Raw genomic sequence first — 21,487 nt, 5'->3', positions numbered from 1 at the left:
AAGCGGAACGTCAGGCAATCCATGAACTCGATCCCCGCCTCGCCGCCGTCCCCGTTGCCTCCCACGCCCTCCTCACCCTCCCCACCGTCGCGGCCGGCGGCGAAGCCGCGCGCGGGGCGCGCATGGCCGTCCACGCGCGCCTGGCTCGCGGCCGGTCAATGGGTCGTCACGCTGGTGCTGTGCGCGTTCCTGATCGTGCCGGTCGTCATGTCGATCATGGCGGGGCTGACGGTCAACTACTTCAAGGGTGTATCGAGCGGCCTCACGCTGCGCTGGTTGATCGATGTGTGGGCGCAGTATCACGATTCGGTGTGGCTGTCGCTCGAGGTCGCGGCGGCGACGCTCGCCATCACGCTGCTGACCGGCGTGCCCGCCGGCTACGTGCTCGCGCGCAGCAAGACGCGCGTTGCGCGCATCGTCGAGGAATTTCTCGTGCTGCCGATCGCGCTGCCCGGCCTCGCGTCGGCGCTCGCGCTGCTCGTGGTCTACGGCGGCTTTACCGCGTTCCGGATGAGCTCGATGTTTATCGTCGTCGGCCATGTGGTGTTCACGCTGCCGTTCATGGTGCGCGCGGTCGCCGCGGTGTGCGCAAGCAGCAATCTGCGCACGCTCGAAGAAGGCGCGGCGAGTCTTGGCGCGAGCTTCTTCACGCGCTTTCTGACGATCGTGCTGCCGAACGCGCGGCCCGGCATCGTCGCGGGCGCGCTCGCGGTGCTGACGTTGTCGATCGGCGAATTCAACCTCACGTGGATGCTGCACACGCCCGATACCAAGACGCTGCCCGTCGGCCTCGCCGACACCTACGCGTCGTTGCGCATCGAGATCGGCAGCGCGTACACGATCCTGTTTTTCATCATGACGATGCCGCTGCTCGTCGCGATGCAATGGCTCGGCGTCGATGCGACCGGCCAGCGCAGCGCGTCGAAACAGCGGACCGCCTCTGTCGCGACATCCGACCTTACGCAATGAAACTGACCTCGGTTCCCATCACGCTCACGCAGTGCGCGAAGACGTTTCGCGGCACGCGCGTGCTCGAACCGCTCGACCTGACGATCGGCGCGGGCGAAACGCTCGTGCTGCTCGGCCCGTCCGGCTGCGGCAAGACGACGACGCTGCGCCTGATCGCGGGCCTCGAAACGCCCGACCCGGGCGGACGCATCGCGTTCGGCGACGACGACGTGACCGCGCTGCCGATCGAAAAGCGCGCGGTCGGCATGGTGTTCCAGAGCTATGCGTTGTTTCCTAACCTGACGGTGCGCGGCAACATCGGCTACGGGTTGAAGATCCGGCGCACGCCGGCCGCGCTCGCGCGCCAACGGGTCGACGAACTGCTCGGCATGATGCGGCTCGCCGCGCACGCGGACAAACCGATCGATCAATTGTCCGGCGGCCAGCGGCAACGGGTGGCGCTCGCTCGCGCGCTCGCGGTGCAGCCGCGCGTGCTGCTGCTCGACGAACCGCTGACCGCGCTCGACGCGCGTCTGCGCGACACGTTGCGCGGCGAGATGAACGCGCTGCTGCGCGAGCTCGGCATCACGACCGTCTACGTGACGCACGATCAGGCCGAAGCGATGGAGCTCGGCGATCGCATCGTCGTGATGAGCGCGGGGCGCATCGAGCAGATCGGCTCGCCGCGCGACATCTACTATCGGCCGGTCAATCGCACGGTCGCGCAGTTCGTCGGCACGATCAACCGGATCGCCGGCGAGCGGCGCGACGGGATGCTGACGACGACCGGCGGCGCCGTGCCCGTTCCCACGCTGCCCGCGCATTCCGCTGCGCACGCCGCGGCGAGCGCCCCGGCAAACGGCGCGCACGAGATCTTCTTCCGCCCGGAGGACGCGCGGCTCGCCGACCCTGCCAGCGCGCAGTTGCGTGGCCATATCGAAAGCACCGCGTTTCTCGGCGAACGCACCCGTCTGACGATTCGTGGCGCCGCGCCGGAGCCGCTGTTCGTCGATGTCGCGGGCCGGATCGAACTGGCGCGCGGCACGCCGGTCGGCATTTCGATCGAGCGTGACGCGCTGATTGCATTATCTTTGTAACAACGGAGCGCCGGCTCGCGGCGCTTCGACGCCACACCCAAAGGACTCACGATGCTGCTGGCTCAAATTAGCGACCTGCATATCAAGCGGCCCGGCGTGCTCGCCTATCGCCGCGTCGATACCGCCGCCTACCTCACGCGCTGCGTCGCCGCGCTCAATGCGCTGGTGCCGCGCCCGGACGCGGTGATCATGACCGGCGACCTCGTCGACCAAGGCGACCCGCAACAGAACGAACATCTGAAAACGCTGCTGGCGCCGCTGCAAATCCCGTACTTTCCGATGGTCGGAAACCACGACGCACGCGACGCGTTGCGCGCGGCCTTTGCCGAGCGCGCCGAACTGCACGGCGGCGGCGAATTCGTGCAGTACGCGGTCGATATCGGCCGGTTGCGCGTGATGGCGCTCGATTCGCTGATACCGGGCGAAAGCGGCGGCACGCTGTGCGACACGCGCCTCGCATGGCTCGCGCAGCAGCTCGACGCGGCGCGCGGCAAGCCGGTCGTGGTCGCACTGCATCATCCGCCGTTTGTCAGCGGCATCGGGCACATGGACGAAATCCGGCTCGACCAGGCCGCGTCGGACAAACTCGCCGCATTGATCGGCGCGCATCCGAACGTCGAACGCGTGATCTGCGGACACGTGCACCGCTCGATGTTCGTGCGTTTCGGCGGCACGATCGCGAGCGCGATTCCGGCGCCCGCGCATCAGGTCGCGCTCGACCTGCGCGACGATGCGCCGTCGGCGTTCGTGATGGAGCCGCCCGCCTATGCATTGCATCGCTACGATCCGACCACGGGCATCGTCACGCATCTGGCCTATGTCGACACGGCCGATGGCCCGTATCCGTTTTATGACGACGACGGCCTGATCGACTGACGGGGATGCCGGGCGCCGCCGATCGCAGTGATTGCCGCACGACGCTCGGGATCGCTCAGGCGGTATCTGGCGGTATGACCGCCCGGCGCGCCGACCTGCAAGAAGCGCCCTGCTCCGGTATGATCGGCACGCTTGAGGACCGCGCATGGGCCGGTCCGTCGATCCCACCCGTCATGTCCACTTCCGACGCTTCGCCTTCCGCTTCCTCCACCCGGTCGTTGCGCGGCCTGTTGCTGCTGCTGGCGACGATCGCCGGTGTGTCGGTCGCGAACATCTATTACAACCAGCCGCTGCTCGATAACTTCCGCCAGTCGTTTCCGGCCAGCGCGTCGTGGGTCGGCACGGTGCCGGCCGTCACCCAGCTCGGCTACGCGGCCGGCATGCTGCTGCTCGCGCCGCTCGGCGACCGCTTCGACCGGCGTCTGTTGATCCTGTTGCAGATCGCCGGCATGTGCGTCGCGCTGATCGTCGCCGCAACGGCGCCCACGCTGGCGGTGCTGATCGTCGCGAGTCTCGCGATCGGCGTGCTCGCGACGATCGCGCAGCAGGCCGTGCCGTTCTCGGCCGAACTCGCGCCGCCGTCCGAGCGCGGCCATGCGGTCGGCACCGTGATGAGCGGATTGCTGCTCGGCATTCTGCTCGCGCGGACCGCGGCGGGTATCGTCGCGCAGTACTTCGGCTGGCGCTCGGTGTTCGGCGCGTCGGTGGTCGCGCTGCTCGCACTGGCGGTCGTCATCATCCTGCGCTTGCCGAAAAGCCAGCCGACCTCGACGCTGACGTACGGCAAGCTGCTGCTGTCGATGTGGCATCTGCTCATCGAGCATCGCGCGCTGCGCGAGGCGTCGCTGGTCGGCGCGGCGATGTTCGCGGCCTTCAGCATCTTCTGGTCGGTGCTCGCGCTGCTGCTCGCGGGCGCGCCGTTTCATCTCGGGCCGCAGGCGGCAGGGCTGTTCGGGATCGTCGGCGCGGCCGGCGCGATGGCCGCGCCGCTCGCCGGCAAGTTCGCCGACCGGCGCGGACCCCGCGCGATCATCACGTTGGCGCTGGTGCTGGTCATGATTTCGTTTGTGATCTTCGGCGTGTCGGCGAAAAGCATCGCCGGGCTGGTGCTCGGTGTGATCGTTCTCGATGTCGGCGTGCAGGCCGCGCAGATTTCGAACCAGTCGCGCATCTATGCGCTGAAGCCGGACGCGCGCAGTCGCGTCAATACCGTGTACATGGTTGCGTATTTCATCGGTGGCGCGCTCGGCTCGGGGGTCGGCGCAATCGTCTGGCCGCTGTTCGGCTGGATCGGCGTCAGCGTCGCGGGCATCGTTTTCGCGGGATTCGGCGCGTGGATTCATTTGCAGCGGGCGGCGCGCGTCGCGCATTAGTCACGATCGCTGCCCTCGGGCTTCAGCGCTCACGCGCCGTCGCCGCGCGATCGCGCATACTCGTGCAACGCATCGAGCACGCGGTCGAATTCGAACGACTTGTCGTAAAAGTGCCGCACGCCATATTGCTCGCAACGCGCGCGATACGCGGGCAACGCGTGATTGGTCAGCACCGCCGCGAACATCGAATCGATCAAGCCCTCGCGCTGCAGGTACGCGAGCACGGGCACGCCCGAGCCCTGCCTCAGTTGCAGGTCGACGATCACCGCGTCGAAGGTTTCGTCGCCGAGCAGCGCGATCGCCTGATCGGCCGAATCGGCGTAGGCGGCCACTCGCAGCAGACCGGACGAATCGATCTCCTCCATCAGACTGCGGCGAATCAGCGGCGAATCCTCGATCAGCAGCACGCGCAATGGCGCGCGGCTGGCTGACTCGGCAACAGGGTTCGTTTCGCGGTTCATCGGAATGTCTCGATCGCCCGTCATTCGATCAAGCCGTTCTTGATCGCGTAATAGGTGAGGTCCGCGTTGTTCGCGACGCGCATTTTCTCGAGCACCCGCGCGCGGTAGGTGCTCACGGTCTTCACCGACAGATGCAGTTCCTCGGCAATCTCGGTCGGCAGCTGGCCGGCCGCGAGCTTGCAGAAGATCTGGAATTCACGCTCCGACAACGCTTCATGCGGGCGTCCCGCCGCGGGCTTGTCGAGATTGTCGGCGAGCGCATCGGCGACCGCCTCCGACAGATAGCGATGCCCGCGCGCGACCGAGCGAATCGCCCGGACGATTTCCTCCGGCTCGCAGTCCTTGTTCAGATAACCGTTCGCGCCCGCGCGCAGCAGGTTGATCGCGTACTGGCTCTCCGGGTAGCCGGACAGGATCAGCACGCCCTGCTCGGGGCGCAGCTGTTTGATCACGCGCAACGTATCGATGCCGTTCTTGTCCGGCATCGCGATGTCGAGCAGTACGACGTCGAAGGCCTGTTCGCGCACCAGCCCGATCGCTTCCTCGCCGGTGGCGGCCTCGGCGGCCACGCACATGTCCGGCTCGTCGGCGACGAACTGTCTGAAACCGCCTCGGACGATCGCGTGATCGTCAGCTATCAGCACTCGAATCATCGGTTGGGTGTCCGTGCAAAAGGCATCGCGGCATCGCGCCGAAGCAGACATTGTAGTGGCGCGGGCGCAGGCCCGGCGGCAATACAGGGACAGCGCCGCGGGCGCTCGGGGGCACTTGCGCGCACCCGGCCGCACCGCCAGCGCCCGTACGCACCCGGGCGCCCCCGGATACGAGCACGCTGATTCACGCGCCGCACGCGCGCCGCCGACCCGTTGCCCGTGGCGCCTGCGCTCTCTCCATCAGCACGTCATGCGCGCCGGCCCCGCGTCATTCGCGCCCCTCGAGCAGATCCGCCATATCGTCGGCATGCTCCTCCTCGACCGCGAGAATCTCCTCGAACAGCCGCCGCGTGGTCACGTCCTTGTCGCCGAGATAGCGAATGATCTCGCGATACGTGTCGATCGCGATGCGCTCCGCGATCAGGTTCTCGCGGATCATGTCGGTCAGGTCGGTGCCTTCCTTGTATTCCGAATGGGAGCGCGCCTTGATGCCATCGGGCGCGAAGTCGGGCGCGCCGCCCAGTTGCACGATCCGCTCGGCGAGGCGGTCCGCGTGTTCCTGCTCCTCGCTCGCATGCTCGGCGAACTCCGCCGCGACCGCTTCGGAGTTGATCCCCTTGGCCATGAAGTAATGGCGCTTATAGCGCAGCGTGCACACGAGTTCGGTTGCGAGTGCGTCGTTCAGCAGTTTGAGCACCGTGTCGCGGTCCGCGCCATAGCTGGCCGTGACGGGACCGTCCGAGATATGCTTGCGCGCGTCGTCGCGGATCTTCTGCAGGTCCATCGCGAACGTCCCGCTGGATTGAGATGCCGCGCCCTGAGCGCCAGATTGATTCGTCATCGAACTTCTCCTTTATCCGGTATGGGGAATAGTGTTTTATCGGGTACACCGCGTTGCATACGCCGTATCACCGGGGTTCGCACTCGCGCGGCTAGGTTCGGAACACGCCGAGCAGCAACGTGACCACGAACACGACCAGAAAGATATAGAACAGGATCTTCGCGATTTCAGCCGCGCCCGCCGCAATGCCGGTAAAGCCGAACACGGCGGCGATGATCGCAATCACGAAGAAGACAATGGCATAGTGAAGCATGGCGATTCTCCCTTTTGTTGGTGTTGGCTATCAGCAAACCGCTCGTCCGCGATAAACGCTGCGCCCGCGCGGCCTGCCCAACTCGAACGAGCCGCGCTAATCGATCATTTTCTTCGTGACGACGAAGCCCAGCACGAGGAACACCACACACAGCACGACGAATACGAAGAACAGGAACTTCGCGATGGCCGCCGCGCCGGCCGCGATCCCGGTAAAGCCGAGAAGACCGGCGATCACTGCGACGACCGCGAATACCAGTGCCCACTTCAACATGATGGCGCCCTCCGAAACATTGAATGAAGAATCAAGTCCATCCTATCGATGCCGCTCGACGCGCGCATTCCGACGCTCGCCGTTTTTCGTGTGAGAATCCGCTTACATTCGATTACGACCGCGTTACGCGGCGAACCTGATACCGCTGCCCAATCCAAGGAGCCGAACGTGGCGAACCCGCAGAGCCTGCCGGAAGCCGACAACCCGCGAGCCGCGACACGGCTCGGCGAGTGGATGCGCAACCGCAGCTGGGCGATCGCAATGACCGTGGCGATCGTCATCACGGTGGGCGGCCTCGTGATTCTCGAGACCGCGCGCCAACGCATCACCGCCGAATATGAAACCGCGCTCGAAGCGCGCGGCGTGACCGTCCAGCTCAGCACGCTCGCAAGCGAGCTATCGCAGCTCAGCGCGCACCAGAACCAGTTCCTTGTGACCAGAGACGACGCTTCCGCGCACGCGTTCTGCGCGAGCGCCGCGCGCATCCGCGAAAGCGCCGGGCAGCTGGACCAGTTCTACCGCGGCGGCCGCGCGGACAGCGCGGAGCTCGCGAGTTTCACGCAGATCGTCGCGCTGATCGACGCGCGCATCGGCGCGGGCACCGCCGCATTGCAGCACGCGGCGCGCTATCCGCTCGATCTCGGCGCATGCGGCAGCAGCGCCCGTGCCGAGGCGGCCGATGCCTCGCTGATCGACAGCACCCTCACGCTGCTGCGCGACAACGAAGAGCGCCGCGCGCAACACGCACTCGCTGCGAGCCGCGCCGATCAGCGGCTCTCCACGCTGTGCGCGGCGGGGCTGTCGGCATTGAATATCGTGTTGTTCATTCTGCTGTTTCGCAACCTCGGCATTCAGATCGACCGGCAGGCGCGCGCGCAACGTCAGCTGATCACCCAGCAGGGAGAACTCGACCAGCTGGTCACCGAACGCACGCGTCAGCTCGAAGCGCTCGGCTGGCATTTGCAGGCGGTCAGCGAAAACGAAAAAACCCAGCTCGCGCGCGAACTGCACGACGAGCTCGGCGCGATTCTGACCGCCTGCCGGATGGACGTCGCGTGGGCGCGCCGCAAATTGAAGGACAGCGACCCCGAGCTCGCCGACAAGCTCAAGCGCGCGCTCGCGAATCTCGACCAGGGCATTGCGCTAAAGCGCCGCATCATCGAGGACATGCGGCCGACGGTGCTGGCCAATTTCGGGCTCGTGACCGCGCTACGCACGCTCGCCGACGAAGCCGCGCAACGCAACAACTGGACGCTCGAACTGCACCTGCCCGCCGACGATATCCAGCTCGATGAGCAGACCGAAATCGCGCTCTTTCGCGTCGCCCAGGAGTCGCTGACGAACGCGGCGAAGTATGCGCGTGCATCGAAAGTATCGATTGCGCTGCGGGTCGGCGATGGCCAGGTCGCGCTCCACATCGCCGATAACGGCGTCGGCATCATGCCGGCCGATCTGAAGCGCACGCACACCCATGGTTTGCTCGGCATGCGCCAGCGCGTCGCCGCGCACGGCGGGCGCTTCGAAATCCGGCGCGGCGCGCCGAACGGCACCGACATCGACGTCGTGATGCCGAGCGCGAGCAGCGCGACGCCGTCGGTCGACCTGCCGCCATCCGCACCGGCGCCTGCGTCATCGCCGGCATCCACGCGGACATCGACGCCGTCCGCGCCATCCAGAAGCCCCGTGTAGCAATGCCTTGCCGAATCGCTCGAACGACGCTGTAGGACTGCGCCGACGCGAACACCGGAGCACGCCTACAAAAAATACGCTCGGCGGCCGACAGCGCGGCCCCCGCCCTTTTTTTACCATTGACTCAGGCCGGTTCGAAACCGCGATACCGGATCGAGACCTCATCGACTGGCTTAGCCCCGGTCGGACGACATCAACCGATGCATTCTCGACAAGGAGAACTTTCATGACTCGACTGATCGCTTTGCTTTTGGTCGTCGGTACGGCAATGGTGGCCACCGGTTGCAATACGATGGCCGGAGCCGGCCAGGACATTTCGAGCGGCGGCAATGCGCTCACCAATTCGGCTGAAAAGAACAAATAAAAGCTGACACGCACATGGCGGTTCGAAAGCCCGTCGCGGATTCTCCGCGACGGGCTTTTTTTGTGTTCGCCCGCTTTCGGCTTGCACCGCCACCCCTTGCCGGCGCTCACAAAAACAGAGCGGCGATCCACTCACGTGGATCGCCGCGCCGTCCTCCCTGCAGTGCAATGCCCGCAGTTTTTTCGCTATCGCGCGCGCGTCGATGCGCGCACGCGATGCCGCTGCCCGCTATCGCGCCGCGTCATTGCCCCGTCAGCGTATTCGACAGCTCGATGCTCGGCGTGCTGGTGTTGCCGTTCTGCGCGATCAGCAGATGAATCTGCCCCGGCTGAAGCTGGGTGATCGCACCGCCGGTCGGCACCGACGTGATCAGCCAGTCGGCGTTGTTCGACAGCGAGAACGCGGACGACTGGAAGATCGGCGTCTTGCTGCCGGCGGCGGTCGCGATCAACACGTACTGGCCGCCCGATACATAGATCGAATCCTGGCCGCTCGGCGGCACCGCGTTCTTGAACGACACGCCGGCGATCGTCGGCGACACCGACGCGATGCTGGTCGAGTTCGCCTGCATTAGATAGAAGTCGAGATTGGTCGCATTCGCCGACGCATTGAAGCCGCGCACGCGTGCGCTATTGCTCAGCAGGCCCTTGTCGAAGGGGTCGTCGATCAGGCCGATATCGGGCGCGGCCAGCCCCGGCAATGCGAGCACCGTGTATTCGTGACCTTTCGCGGCATCGGGGAACGTGCCGCTCGCCAGCGCGGTCTTCGTGCCGGTCGCTGCATAGCCGACGGTCGTCGAGCCGGTGTTGATATTGGTCAGATTCGTGACGCCCTTATAGGAGATATTGGTTTGCCCCGAAGGCGCGGTGCCGTTGACGAGGAAGTCCACCGCCGGTCCGCTCGGAATCGCGTGGATGAAATGGATCTCGGGATTGGTCAGCCCGAGTTCCTTGCCGGCGTCATCGGAGCCGCCACCGCATGCGCTCAGAATCGATGCGACGGCAGCCACCGCCGCCATGGTTCGGATCATTTTCATTGTGTTCACCTGTCTCGATGTCGGGCTCTGAACCCATCGCCCATTGATATACGGGCTTCCGCCGTGACGCGCGGACACCCCCTCCCATCCATGCGGTACGGTGCGCCGGCTATTCGAGCGGCCCGCCGCGCCGATGTGGACGCTCGCAATCAGCAAAGCGTGTGCCGCGAGGGTCGGAGCATGATATCGGTGGCGGGAAACGACTAGAGCAACGGCGGCCCGCGCGGATTTAGAGTCGTTGTTCGGCGCTCGGCCGCACCGCCGGGTGTGGGGTTGGCGGGGCCCCCTTCCTTACACGATCCGCTGCATGTCTTACCCGCGCTGTTTGCGGTAATCGAACCAGAAAGACAGCCCGACGCTGGCCAGAATCACGATCGTCGCGACCACCGTATAACGCGTGACCGGCTCGCCGAGCAGCACCGCGCCCAGCACGACCGCGACCACCGGATTCACGTACATGCAACTGCTCGCGATGATCGGGCTGGTGTGACGGATCAGATAGCCATACGCGATATAGGCGGCCATCGTGCCGATCAGCATCAGATAGACGAACGCGAGCATCGGCAGGAAATGCAGCGCCAGCATGCGCTCGCCCGACAACCATGCGACCAGCGTCGCGATCGCGCCGCCAAGACCGATCTGTAGCGCGGTGGACAGCACCAGGTCCGACGGCAGCTTCAGTTGCCCGGCCAGATGCGCGCCGCCGGCCCAGAAGAGCGCGCCGCACAGTATGGCGAGGCTGCCGCCCGCCGAACCGGGCGCGCTGTCGCCGTGACTCAGAATCGCGATGCCGGCGAGCCCAAGGCCCACCGCGAACCATTCTCCACGGGCGATCCTGCGCCCGGCGACAGCCGCGATCACGGTCGCGAAAAGCGGCACGGTCGCGACCATTACGGCCGCGGTGCCGGTGCCAACGGTGCGCATTCCGTACGCGAGCATGCCGCTCGACAGACCGACGAGCATCGTGCCGACCAACCCCGCGTTGCGGATTTCGGCGAAGCTTGGCGGGATCGGCTTGCGGCGCACCGCGAACACGAGCAGACCCATGCCGGCGAACAGATTGCGTAGACCGGAGAGCAGCAATGGCGGAAACGAGCCGAGCGCGACATGGATCGTGAGATAGGTCGAACCCCACACCAGATAGACGACGGCCAGTGCGAGCGCGATCTGGCCGTTGCGCGACTGCGGCAAACGAATCGGCCACGCGCGTGAGGTAAAGCCGGGGCGTTGCAGCGACATCGGTTCAGCCTGCCCGTGCCGCGCGGCATGCCGCGCCGGAGTTAAAAACATTGACGCGCACGAGGCGATGCCGTCGCAGCAAGACGGTCTGAGTGGCGGAACTGACGGGCATGTCGGTGGAACGGAAAAACGATGGATGGCCGCGGAAGGCCCATGCGGCTAAAACGGGAGACGGTAATGCGTTAGCGAACCAAGCGGGCGAAACATGGCCAACGCGACGCGCACCGCATTATGCAGTAAGCGCCCCGCGCATCGCTGGGAAGAATCGTAACTTTTTGGTGTGCCTGCAACAGAAAAGCCGGGGATGCCCCCGGCTTTTCTGTGTACGTCGAACTGCGCGACGAAGCCCGCCGCGCGACGGCGGCCACGGTGCGCGCGGCGCGTCACGGCGGAGCGATCCGTGCGGATCGCTCAGGACTTCAATTCGCCATCGCGCCCGATGCCTGGTGCTTCATGCCCATCTCGCCGTTCTTCTTCATCGAATCGTGCTTCATCGTGTCTTTTTTCATGCCGTCCTTCGACATGCTGTCTTTGGACATCGAATCCTTCGCCATGCCGCTCTTGGACATCGCGTCGTTGGACATCGCGCCGCTCGCCTGCGCGAACGCTGTGCCGGCACCCGTCAGCAGCGCGACGGTCAGGGTGGCGATTGCAATCTTTTTCATGGGATAACTCCTTGTAGTGGGTCAATCAGAACCGGCCGGTGCCGGCGTATTTCCGAAGCCGCTGCCGCCAGCGTTCGCATGCGCCGCGCGGGTGGCATCGAGCCGCACGCGCGCCGCTGCCGCGCGCGTCAGGAGCCTCCGAACCAGTTGTAGCCCTGGTCGACCCAATAGCCGCCGGGGTAAGTGTTGGTGACGAACATCTCGACGATGTGCTTCGGATTCTTGTAGCCGAGCTTGGTCGGCATGCGCAGCTTCATCGGGTAGCCGTATTTCGCGGGTAACAGCTCGCCGTCGTACGAGAACGTCAGCAAGGTTTGCGGATGCAATGCGGTCGGCATGTCGATGCTTTCGTAGTAATCGTCCGCGCATTTGAAACCGACGTAACGCGCGGACGTGTCCGCGCCGATGCGCCGCAGAAAATCGCCGAACGGCGTGCCGCCCCAGCGGCCGATCGCGCTCCATCCTTCCACGCAGATATGCCGCGTGATCTGCTCCGCATGCGGCAGCGCATACAGTTCAGGCAGCGTCCACACGCGCTGGCCGGTCACGAGCCCACTCACTTTCAGGCTGTAGCCGGAGCCGTCGACCTGCGGCACCTCATCGACGCCGTAAAACGCGTTGAACGGGAACGGCCGCGTGATCTGCGCCTCGCTGTAGGTCGGCGCGAGCTGCCGCGGATCGAACAGCGAGGCCTGCACGCGATCGTTCAGGCGCGAGACGGCGGTGAGAAAGTGGTTCACCGAAGCGTCGTCCGTTAGCGAGCAGCCGGTCAACATCGACAGTCCGCCGAGCGTCATCAATTGCTTGCCAAACAGGCGGCGCGACGGCATCGCGAGTTCGCGTTTCGCGTCGATCAGGATCGATTCGCGGTCGAGCCGTTGGATCGAACTCCGCGCAGGTTTGCCGGCCGGCGGCTCCGTCGGGTCGGCCGTGTGTTGCTCGAGCGGCTTGGTCATGATTCGAGGTCCGTTAGGTTGGCGTTCCGCTTCGGGCTTGCAAGCCGGAAACTGCGGATCGGCGATGGGGGATTGAGGCCCGGTATGGATGCATGCGCGGCTCAGCGGCCGCGCAGCATCGCGAGCAGCGAGCGCGGCACCAGCGCGACCATCACCAGATGCACGGCGATGAACGCGGCGAGCAGCGACATCGCGCTGAAGTGGACGACGCGCGCGTTGTCGTAGCCGCCCATCAGCTCGCGCAGCAGCGGAAACTGCACCGATTTCCAGATCGCGAGCCCCGACAGCACGAGCACGATCAGATCCGCGATCGCGAACAGGTACGCGAATTTCTGCACCGCGTTGTAGACGCGCAGATCGTCGTGCGCGAGCTTGCCGCGCAACGCGGCGATGAAATCGCGCAGCACCGCGGTCGGCGAGAGCGGCAGGAACTTGCGCACGAACCGCCCGCTCGCGAAGTTGAGCGCGACGTACACGAGGCCGTTGAACGCGAGCAGCCACATCGCCGCGAAATGCCATTGCAGCGCGCCGCCGAGCCAGCCGCCGAGCGTGATCGCAGGCGGAAAGCTGAACCCCGGGAAGATCGGCGATGCATCGTAGATGCGCCAGCCCGACAGCATCATCACGATCGCCGCGAGCGCGTTGAGCCAATGCGTGATGCGCAGCCACAGCGGATGAATGAGGCCACGCTGGTCCGGTGCGGCCGGCACGCTGTTGCGCAATACATCAGGGGTTGCCATGACAGTCTCGCTGAAACGGGGAGAGGGAGTGCCGCGCGCCAGTCATCGGCACGCGGGAAGATCGGCGGCTTGCAGCACGTCGCCGGTCGCATCGTTCTGAACGAACGCGACCACGCCGAAGCGGTCGGCGCGCGCGTTCGTATTCACGTCGACGGGCGCGTCGTCGACATGGACGTCCTGTCGGATCCGCGCATGGCCCGCGACGAGCCGCACCGGGCCGATCCACTGCCGCACGACGCGCTCGTGATGCAGCGTCGCACCGCGATTTTCGCCCGCGCCCACCTGCGAAACGAGCGAGTTTTCATAGACCGCCAGATAGGCGCTCAGTGGCGCCGGGGCCGGCGCGGCATTAGCGCTGAACTGCACGTCGACATTGAACGCGCCGCGTGTGCCTGCGAGCCCCGGCGCGGGCGGCGCCAGCGCCACCATGATGCTCGCCTGCGCGGGCTCGGCGACGAGTTCGTCGATGCGGCGCGCAAAGCTGTCGCGCTGCGACCAGTCGCGCAGCTCGCGGCCCGCGACGAATACTTCCGGGGTGTAGATCGTTTGAGCGCCGGCGAGGCGGGTCAGCGTCTGCTGCCGTTCTGTAAAGATAGGCTGTGAAAAGCGGTCGGTCCAGCCGAGGCTGTTCCAGTAGTCGACGTGCAACGCGAGTGGCACGATGCCGGGCGCGGCGCCCGCGCTCTTCCATTGACCGAGCCAGCGGTCCGCAGGCGGGCAGCTATCGCAGCCTTCGCTGCTGTAAAGCTCGACGAGCGCGACGCGATGCGCGGGGCTGCGAGCGGTGCAGATAGAGTCGGCCGCGTTGGCGGCGACACTGCTGAACAACATCAGCGCCAGCGCGACAGCGGACGCGAAAATGGATCCGAAAGACAGGCTGAAACGCAGAACTGCCGGGCGACGGCGCGCGGTTGACATGACGTGCTCCGATCAGGAATTGCACGTTTGTCGAACCGCGCGGCGAGTTATGACAGGCTGATTCCAGATTTTTCCTACGTCGAGCGGGCCGCGCGAATTCCCGCGCGGGTCAGCCGCCGGTCACCTGCAACTCAGTCGTAGCTGACCACCACCGTCACCCGCGTGTCCGCGCTCGCGCGTTTGGCCGTGAGCGACAGCACGCCACCGGTGCGGCTCACTTCGTAGTGACCATCGCGGGCCGCCACGACGCGGCCGCTGCCGTCGACGAAACCCGCCGCCACCAGATCGCGCGCCGCTTCGCTGCCGTTGATTTCGACCGCGACATCCGCGCCGCCGCCGACGCCCGGCTGTGCGCTGAACGTCACCGTGCGCACCCGCGCCTGCCCCGTCACGCTTGCGCTGCCTATCCCCGCTTGCCGGCCTGCGGGCGTCGCGTCCGCGCTGAACGCCAGCTGCGGCGCGACGATCATGCCGACGAACCGGATCACCCCGCCGGTCGCCGCCGCTGCCGCCAGCGGCGCGGCCAGCAACGCCGCGGCTGCAACGGCCGCCGCTGCTCGACCCCACCTCCGCCCCCGCCTCGTTTCCGCTTTCATGCGCACCTCTCCTGTCGATCGGCTCGAGTCGTCTCGTGCCATTCACGCGCTGCCCGCGCAAATCGTCGCGCTGGACAGCGGCCTTCGCTGCTTACTGAATAACGGCAGATCTTTCGACTGGCTTGAACGCATCGACTCAACAGCTCTGTTGCGTCGCTTCACACGCGACGCAGCAGACGGGTTTGCGGCGAGGCTCGGCTTCGCCGGTAAAAGCGCATCTGAGCGCGTGCTAACATCTAACTTCGATTTCGTGCTTTCTAGCGCTGCGCAGCGCCTGCTGTCGCGGCATCGCACGCGAGTGCTTCGCCCAGCGCGCCGGACGCACTCCCGCGACTTTTTTCCGCACTCGTTCAACGTTCTTTCAACGCACCTGCCCGAGTTCCCGTGATTCCAATGCGCCGACCGACTTTCCACGCCGTTACCCGCTTGCGCCGCTGCCGCGCGAGCGGCTGCGCGCATGCGAGCGTCGCCTCACGCGCCACCGGCGAAACGGCCCCAACGCTCCCGCTTCCCGCCGCCCGGCGCCCGTTCTGACGTTGCCCATCGATGACCCGGGCCGCGCCAGCGGGCTCCGGGCTCATCTGATGCGTCACCGGTATATCTCTCATTTGCGCGCCGCTGCCGCGCGCGGCATTCAATGCACACCGATACGGAGCACTCACCATGAAAAAGACTCGCACCTGTTTCCTGACCGAACTTGACGTGGCCCGCCTCGAAAAGCACGCAGCGGCGGATGCGAAGCGGCAGGAGATGCTCGATGACGTGCTCGAACGCGCGGTGATCGTCGACTCCCACGACATCCCCGCCGACGTCGTCACGATGAATTCGCAGGCGACGCTCGTCGACGAGGCGAGCGGCGAACAGATGACATGGACCGTCGTCTATCCGCCTGACGCCGATTTCGCGCATGGCCGGCTGAACGTGTTCTCGCCGGCCGGTATCGCGCTGCTCGGCGCCAAACGCGGCGAGCGCATCCGCTTTACACCGCCGAGTGGCACGCAACAGGAACTCAAGCTCGCGCGGATCCTGTACCAGCCCGAAGCCGCCGACGATTTTTCGTTGTAGGACGACGCGCGGCGCCACGGCTTCGCAGCGCGCGATTGCGATTCGACATACCAAAAGAATCGGACCGATTCAACGCCGGCCTAACGGATCGCCTGCACGAATCTGACAGGTTGCCAAGCGGCCGGCGGCCGGTGTATCGTGTGCGCTGCTAACGCGGGGGTCCTGCGTTGCACGGAGCTTGGGAGGTCCGTGCCGCGTGGGTGAGAAATACCCTTTGAACCTGATCTGGATAATGCCAGCGCAGGGAAGCGTACGGATTTCGCACCCCAGCTTTGCGGCCTCACCCCTCCTGCGATTTCCGACTACTTCCATCTCGTCTCCTGCTTAGCGGCCCCCACCAGGGACCAGCGAAGTGCTTTGCATTGGACCGGCGTCGGTGCATTGCACCTGCTGGTCGAGCGCAACGAATTGCATGGAGATACCGCATGAACGCCAATCCGAAGTTCCTTTCCGCCGAAGCCCATGTAGACGAGGCGGCCGTCGCGCCGTTGCCGAATTCGCGCAAGGTCTACGTCAGTGGCTCGCGACCCGACATTCGCGTGCCGATGCGCGAAATCTCCCAGGCCGATACGCCCGACAGCTTCGGCGGCGAAAAGAACCCGCCGATCTACGTGTACGACACGTCGGGCCCGTACTCCGACCCGGACGCGAAGATCGACATCCGCGCGGGTCTGCCGGCACTGCGTGAGGCGTGGATCGAGGAGCGCGGCGACACCGAGCCGCTGACCGGTCTGTCGAGCAGCTTCAGCCGCGAGCGCGCGGCCGACCCCGCCACCGAGCAACTGCGCTTTCCCGGCCTGCACCGCACGCCGCGCCGTGCGCTCGCCGGCAAAAACGTCACGCAGATGCACTACGCGAAGCAAGGCATCGTGACGCCGGAAATGGAATACATCGCGATTCGCGAGAACCAGCGCCGCGCCGAGTATCTGGAGAGCCTGAAGGCGAGCGGCCCGAACGGCGCGAAGCTCGCCGCGATGATGGGCCGCCAGCACCCCGGTCAGGCGTTCGGCGCAAGCGCATTCGGCCCGAACGGTCTCGCGTCGATCACGCCGGAATTCGTGCGTGAAGAAGTCGCGCGCGGCCGCGCGATCATCCCGAACAACATCAATCACCCGGAAAGCGAGCCGATGATCATCGGCCGCAACTTCCTCGTGAAGATCAATGCAAACATCGGCAACTCGGCGGTGACCTCGTCGATCGGCGAGGAAGTCGACAAGATGACGTGGGCGATCCGCTGGGGCGGCGACACGGTGATGGACCTGTCGACAGGCAAGCACATCCATGAAACGCGCGAGTGGATCATCCGTAACAGCCCGGTGCCGATCGGCACGGTGCCGATCTATCAGGCGCTCGAAAAGGTCAACGGCCGCGCCGAAGACCTGACGTGGGAAATCTTCCGCGACACGCTGATCGAGCAGGCCGAGCAAGGCGTCGATTACTTCACGATCCATGCGGGCGTGCGACTGCAATACGTGCCGCTTACCGCGAACCGGATGACCGGCATCGTGTCGCGCGGCGGCTCGATCATGGCGAAGTGGTGCCTCGCGCATCACAAGGAAAGCTTCCTGTACGAGCACTTCGAAGACATCTGCGACATCATGAAGGCGTATGACGTGGCCTTCTCGCTCGGCGACGGTCTGCGCCCCGGCTCGATCTACGATGCGAACGACGAAGCGCAGCTTGGCGAGCTCAAGACGCTCGGCGAGCTCACGCAAATCGCATGGAAGCACGACGTGCAGGTGATGATCGAAGGTCCGGGCCATGTGCCGATGCAGCTGATCAAGGAGAACATGGATCTGCAGCTCGACTGGTGCGACGAAGCGCCGTTCTACACGCTCGGCCCGCTCACCACCGATATCGCGCCGGGCTACGACCACATCACGTCGGGCATTGGCGCCGCGATGATCGGCTGGTTCGGCACCGCGATGCTGTGCTACGTGACGCCGAAGGAACACCTCGGGCTGCCGAACAAGGACGACGTGAAGACCGGCATCATCACGTACAAGCTCGCCGCGCACGCGGCCGACCTCGCGAAGGGTCATCCGGGCGCGCAGGTGCGCGACAACGCATTGAGCAAGGCGCGCTTCGAATTCCGCTGGGACGACCAGTTCAATCTCGGTCTCGATCCGGACAAGGCGCGCGAATTCCACGACGAAACGCTGCCGAAGGATTCGGCCAAGGTCGCGCACTTCTGCTCGATGTGCGGCCCGCACTTCTGCTCGATGAAGATCACCCAGGACGTGCGCGAGTTCGCGGCGCAACACGGCGTGACCCACGACGAAGCGCTGAAGAAAGGGATGGAAGTGAAGTCGATCGAGTTCATCAAGCAGGGCGCCGAGATCTATCAGCGGCGATAAGCGGGCTGGACGTCGTGCGGCGCGTGCTGTCAATCGGCGCACATCGCACCACGCCTCGCTCACAGCATCGAAGCCCGCCTGAACGGCGGGCTTTTTTATTCGGCCGCGCAGGGCAGGCACGGCATATGCTTGGTACTGACCACGGCAGTTGATCATTTTGATACAAAGCTCGCACACCATTAACAAGGCCATACAACCGGATACGGGCCGCGCCGCTAGCATCGAATGCAGGGAGGGATGCATGTCCCACTTCCATGACTTCTACCAACTACACATGGAGTCAGCATCATGAAAACGATCCGTCAAATCAGTAGGCTTGCGGCCGCGGCCACGCTGGTCGCAACGCTTGCGGCGTGCGGCGGCATGTCTACGCGCACCCGCGATACCGCGATCGGCGCGGGGGTCGGCGGCGCCGCGGGCGCTGCGATCGGCGGCTCAGGACTGTCGACGCTCGGTGGCGCGGCAGTGGGCGGCGTGATCGGCAATCAGGTCGGCAAGTAAGGCCGATCGCTCACGGCCGCGCACGGCATAGGGCGCGCCTCCAACCACGAGCGATATCGGTATTCGCCGCGCGCGCGGCGGCATCGGAAGCACCGCGCGCGGCGTCGCGAGACCGTTGCAATGCACGGAAATACGCCGTTACGGTTTTGCCCTGGTCTCCTCGCGGTAACAGCGTAAGCTCATGGCATCAACGCTGCCGTGGGCGGCGTAGGTTTACCGAGGAGCGCGCGATGAAGCCCCGCGTCGTCAATGCTGTCCGCGCGGCACGCCTGTGGCCGCCGCTCGTTTCTCCGCGCTCGAACTCGCGCATTCTCACGTGGCGTTTCACTTGGCGTCAGTCCAGGCGGGCGCGCATCAATTCGATCGTCCGTCGGCCTGCTCGCCTGGTCGCGATGCTCGGCGGCCTTGCCGGCGCGCTCTCGCTGTCCGGCTGCTATTACCCTGCCGGCTACTATCCGTCCGCCTACTACGCGCCGTATAACGCGACGGCTACGACCGCACAGTCGAGCGGGCCAGTCGATCCATCCGCCCCGTCGGACCCTTCGAACCAGTCGGGCACGCAAGCGCAAATCGCACCGTCGAACCCGCCACCCGGCTATGTGGTCGCCGCGCCGCCGCCCGCGTATGTGGCGCCCTATCCCGCGTACTATCCGCCGCCCGTCTATCCGTACCCGGCGTATTACGGGTATCCGGCCTACTACGGGCCGTCGATCGGGATCGGCATCGGCTTCGGCGGCTATTGGGGCGGCGGCGGAGGCCACCACCACTGGCATTGAAAGCCGCGGCTGCGGCCCGCCTGGGAGTCGGCCTGGAAGCTGGGCTGGAAGCCGGCCTGGCAGTTGGCCTGTCACCCGTTTGCGGCGGCCCGTAGTTTCCCGGCTTGACGCGCCCGCATTCCGATCTATCCTGTGTGGTGCCACATGCAGCATCCGCTTAACAGGCGGCGTCCGCTCCGTTGAGGTTTCCCCGGCGCGGATCCCCTGCCACAGCGACGCGCCCCGTCATGCGCAGTCCCACCGCGTCGAACCGAACAACAACGAAGGAGACGTGATGTTCCATCAACTACTCACTCCGGTCGGCAACTCCCTATTGCCATCGTTTCTGGTCGCTGCGCTGCCGATTCTCGCCGTGCTCGCGCTGCTAGGCTGGGCCCGCCGGCCCGCCTGGCAGGCTTCGCTCGCGGGACTGGTGATCGGTCTGATCGTCGCGATCACCATCTGGCGTTTTCCGGTCGGGCTCGCGCTGAACTCGGTCGCGGCCGGCGCGGTGTTCGCGTGCTGGCCGGTCATGTGGATCGTGTTCACCGCGATCCTGCTGTACAACATCGCGCAGCGCTCCGGGCGTTTCGCGGCCTTTCGGCAGTGGATGATCGATAACCTGCCCAACGACCGGCGCATCGTGCTGGTCGTGGTCGGCTTTTCGTTCGGCGCGCTGCTCGAGGGGATTTCCGGCTTCGGCACGCCGGTCGCGATCACGAGCTCGCTGCTGATCATGCTCGGCTTTCCGACGCTCGAGGCGCTCACCTTCACGCTGATCTTCAACACCGCGCCGGTCGCATTCGGCGCGCTGGGTGTGCCGATCACCGTGCTCGGCGCGGTCACGCACCTGCCTTCGGACTCGCTCGCCAAGATGGTCGGCCGGCAACTGCCGTTCTTCGCGGTGCTGCTGCCCTTCTACGTGATCGCCGTGTACGCGGGCTTTCGCAATATGCTGCGAATCTGGCCGGTGCTGGTGGTGTCGGGCGTGAGCTTCGCGCTCACGCAGTTCGTCGTATCGAACTTCGTCAACTACAGCCTGACCGACGTGTTGTCTTCGCTGGTTTCGCTGATTCTCACCGTCGCTTTCCTGCGCGTGTGGAAACCGGCCGTCGATCCGAAATTCGCGATCAACGTGGATCGTGCCGGCGAGGTGCGCGGCAAGATCGGCGGCGGGCAGGGCTGGTATCCGTGGATCATCGTGTCGGTCGTCGTGATCATCTGGACCGTCGCGAGGATTTTCACGATCGGCGATGTGAAGATCCCATGGCCGGGTCTCGACAAGGCGGTGTTCATCACGCTGTACAACACGCCGTACGGCGCGATCTGGGACTTCCAGCCGCTCGCGACCGGCACCGCGATTCTGGTCGCCGCGATCATCACCGCGTTGATCGTGCGCCTGTCGGCCGCCGAATTCGGCAAGGCGATCGCCGACACATGGGTGCAAACGCGCATCGCGATTCTGACCGTGGCGACGATCGTCGGCCTCGCTTATCTGATGAACTACTCGGGGCTCACCTATACGCTCGGTTTGGGCGTCGCGTCGGTCGGCCCGGTGTTCCCGCTGGTGTCGGCGTTCCTCGGCTGGGTCGCGGTGTTCCTGTCGGGCAGCGACACGTCGGGCAATGCGCTATTCGGCAATCTGCAGGTGGTCGCGGCCAATCAGCTGAATCTGAACCCCATCCTGATGGCCGCGACGAACTCGTCGGGCGGCGTCATGGGCAAGATGATCTCGCCGCAAAACATCTCCACGGGCGTGGCCACCACGGAACTCAAAGGCAAGGAAGGCGTGGTTTTCGCGAAAACCTTCAAGCACTCGATTCTGTTGACA

24 protein-coding genes and 1 riboswitch are annotated in these 21,487 nt (G+C 65.5%); of the genes, 12 read left to right on the top strand and 12 right to left on the bottom strand.

What is annotated here, in order from left to right; all coding sequences use genetic code 11:
* Positions 1-21 precede the first annotated feature (21 nt).
* The 4 genes from VGH68_RS08840 (at position 22) to VGH68_RS08825 (ending at position 4,294) form a co-directional block, all read left to right on the top strand.
* The gene (locus VGH68_RS08840; RefSeq protein WP_414696915.1) at positions 22-969 is read left to right on the top strand and encodes an ABC transporter permease; all 948 of its coding nucleotides are present in this window, start codon (positions 22-24) and stop codon (positions 967-969) included.
* Positions 966-2,045 (top strand): ABC transporter ATP-binding protein, encoded by a 1,080-nt coding sequence (locus VGH68_RS08835; RefSeq protein ID WP_331603204.1) that lies wholly within the window; start codon positions 966-968, stop codon positions 2,043-2,045. The genes VGH68_RS08840 and VGH68_RS08835 overlap by 4 nt, the downstream gene beginning before the upstream one ends.
* Positions 2,046-2,096: 51 nt before the next feature.
* The gene (locus VGH68_RS08830) at positions 2,097-2,921 is read left to right on the top strand and encodes a phosphodiesterase (protein WP_331603203.1); all 825 of its coding nucleotides are present in this window, start codon (positions 2,097-2,099) and stop codon (positions 2,919-2,921) included.
* 173 nt (positions 2,922-3,094) lie between these two features.
* A complete protein-coding gene (locus VGH68_RS08825; protein ID WP_331603202.1) occupies positions 3,095-4,294 on the top strand; it encodes an MFS transporter in 1,200 nt (399 codons plus the stop codon).
* Between the two features lie 29 nt (positions 4,295-4,323).
* On the opposite strand, the gene VGH68_RS08820 is transcribed toward VGH68_RS08825, so the two are convergent.
* The 5 genes from VGH68_RS08820 to VGH68_RS08800 form a co-directional block, all read right to left on the bottom strand.
* Positions 4,324-4,755, bottom strand: coding sequence for a response regulator (locus VGH68_RS08820; RefSeq protein ID WP_331603200.1), 432 nt, complete (start codon positions 4,753-4,755; stop codon positions 4,324-4,326).
* A gap of 20 nt (positions 4,756-4,775) precedes the next feature.
* The gene (locus VGH68_RS08815) at positions 4,776-5,408 is read right to left on the bottom strand and encodes a response regulator (protein ID WP_233831017.1); all 633 of its coding nucleotides are present in this window, start codon (positions 5,406-5,408) and stop codon (positions 4,776-4,778) included.
* A gap of 268 nt (positions 5,409-5,676) precedes the next feature.
* A complete protein-coding gene (locus VGH68_RS08810) occupies positions 5,677-6,249 on the bottom strand; it encodes a ferritin-like domain-containing protein (RefSeq protein ID WP_331603199.1) in 573 nt (190 codons plus the stop codon).
* A 91-nt stretch (positions 6,250-6,340) separates the two neighbouring features.
* Positions 6,341-6,502, bottom strand: a complete 162-nt coding sequence (locus VGH68_RS08805; protein WP_006052455.1) for a DUF1328 domain-containing protein — start codon at positions 6,500-6,502, stop codon at positions 6,341-6,343.
* Positions 6,503-6,598: 96 nt separating this feature from the next.
* The gene (locus VGH68_RS08800) at positions 6,599-6,775 is read right to left on the bottom strand and encodes a DUF1328 family protein (protein WP_331603196.1); all 177 of its coding nucleotides are present in this window, start codon (positions 6,773-6,775) and stop codon (positions 6,599-6,601) included.
* A gap of 234 nt (positions 6,776-7,009) precedes the next feature.
* Here VGH68_RS08800 and VGH68_RS08795 point away from each other — a divergent pair, with 234 nt between their 5' ends.
* Both VGH68_RS08795 and VGH68_RS08790 read left to right on the top strand, forming a co-directional pair.
* Positions 7,010-8,464 (top strand): sensor histidine kinase, encoded by a 1,455-nt coding sequence (locus VGH68_RS08795; RefSeq protein WP_331603212.1) that lies wholly within the window; start codon positions 7,010-7,012, stop codon positions 8,462-8,464.
* Positions 8,465-8,690: 226 nt separating this feature from the next.
* Complete coding sequence (locus tag VGH68_RS08790) at positions 8,691-8,828, top strand: entericidin A/B family lipoprotein (protein WP_331603195.1); 138 nt, start codon at positions 8,691-8,693, stop codon at positions 8,826-8,828.
* A 241-nt stretch (positions 8,829-9,069) separates the two neighbouring features.
* Here the strand turns inward: VGH68_RS08790 and VGH68_RS08785 are convergent, their stop codons facing one another.
* From VGH68_RS08785 to VGH68_RS08755, 7 genes are all read right to left on the bottom strand, one after another.
* A complete protein-coding gene (locus tag VGH68_RS08785) occupies positions 9,070-9,864 on the bottom strand; it encodes a DUF4397 domain-containing protein (protein WP_331603194.1) in 795 nt (264 codons plus the stop codon).
* Positions 9,865-10,176: 312 nt separating this feature from the next.
* Positions 10,177-11,103, bottom strand: a complete 927-nt coding sequence (locus VGH68_RS08780; RefSeq protein ID WP_331603193.1) for an EamA family transporter — start codon at positions 11,101-11,103, stop codon at positions 10,177-10,179.
* Between the two features lie 419 nt (positions 11,104-11,522).
* Positions 11,523-11,768, bottom strand: a complete 246-nt coding sequence (locus tag VGH68_RS08775; protein ID WP_331603192.1) for a pentapeptide MXKDX repeat protein — start codon at positions 11,766-11,768, stop codon at positions 11,523-11,525.
* Between the two features lie 128 nt (positions 11,769-11,896).
* Positions 11,897-12,724: a molybdopterin-dependent oxidoreductase gene (locus VGH68_RS08770; protein ID WP_331603191.1), complete on the bottom strand. Its 828-nt coding sequence runs from the start codon at positions 12,722-12,724 to the stop codon at positions 11,897-11,899.
* Between the two features lie 101 nt (positions 12,725-12,825).
* Positions 12,826-13,464: a cytochrome b/b6 domain-containing protein gene (locus VGH68_RS08765; RefSeq protein ID WP_331603190.1), complete on the bottom strand. Its 639-nt coding sequence runs from the start codon at positions 13,462-13,464 to the stop codon at positions 12,826-12,828.
* A 42-nt stretch (positions 13,465-13,506) separates the two neighbouring features.
* Positions 13,507-14,382 carry a DUF1223 domain-containing protein gene (locus VGH68_RS08760; protein WP_331603189.1) on the bottom strand — a complete coding sequence of 292 codons (876 nt, stop codon included), beginning with the start codon at positions 14,380-14,382 and terminating at the stop codon, positions 13,507-13,509.
* Between the two features lie 131 nt (positions 14,383-14,513).
* Entirely contained in the window at positions 14,514-14,978 is a 465-nt protein-coding gene (locus VGH68_RS08755) for a hypothetical protein (protein ID WP_331603188.1), read from the bottom strand.
* Between VGH68_RS08755 and VGH68_RS08750 the strand changes: the two genes are divergently transcribed.
* From VGH68_RS08750 to VGH68_RS08725, 6 genes are all read left to right on the top strand, one after another.
* A complete protein-coding gene (locus VGH68_RS08750) occupies positions 14,977-15,366 on the top strand; it encodes a hypothetical protein (RefSeq protein WP_331603187.1) in 390 nt (129 codons plus the stop codon). The genes VGH68_RS08755 and VGH68_RS08750 overlap by 2 nt on opposite strands.
* A 275-nt stretch (positions 15,367-15,641) precedes the next feature.
* Complete coding sequence (locus VGH68_RS08745; protein ID WP_331603186.1) at positions 15,642-16,043, top strand: GreA/GreB family elongation factor; 402 nt, start codon at positions 15,642-15,644, stop codon at positions 16,041-16,043.
* 145 nt (positions 16,044-16,188) lie between these two features.
* Positions 16,189-16,308: riboswitch (TPP riboswitch) on the top strand.
* 160 nt (positions 16,309-16,468) lie between these two features.
* Positions 16,469-18,400: a phosphomethylpyrimidine synthase ThiC gene (gene thiC / locus VGH68_RS08740; RefSeq protein WP_331603185.1), complete on the top strand. Its 1,932-nt coding sequence runs from the start codon at positions 16,469-16,471 to the stop codon at positions 18,398-18,400.
* A 288-nt stretch (positions 18,401-18,688) separates the two neighbouring features.
* Positions 18,689-18,901, top strand: coding sequence for a glycine zipper 2TM domain-containing protein (locus VGH68_RS08735; RefSeq protein WP_331603184.1), 213 nt, complete (start codon positions 18,689-18,691; stop codon positions 18,899-18,901).
* A 230-nt stretch (positions 18,902-19,131) separates the two neighbouring features.
* Entirely contained in the window at positions 19,132-19,677 is a 546-nt protein-coding gene (locus VGH68_RS08730; RefSeq protein ID WP_331603183.1) for a hypothetical protein, read from the top strand.
* Positions 19,678-19,951: 274 nt separating this feature from the next.
* A partial coding sequence (locus VGH68_RS08725) for an L-lactate permease (RefSeq protein ID WP_331603182.1) occupies positions 19,952-21,487 on the top strand: 1,536 nt, incomplete at its 3' end.

This window comes from Paraburkholderia sp. (genome assembly GCF_036488505.1).
GTDB lineage: Bacteria > Pseudomonadota > Gammaproteobacteria > Burkholderiales > Burkholderiaceae > Paraburkholderia.
This window is presented reverse-complemented; position numbering and strand designations above follow the sequence as displayed.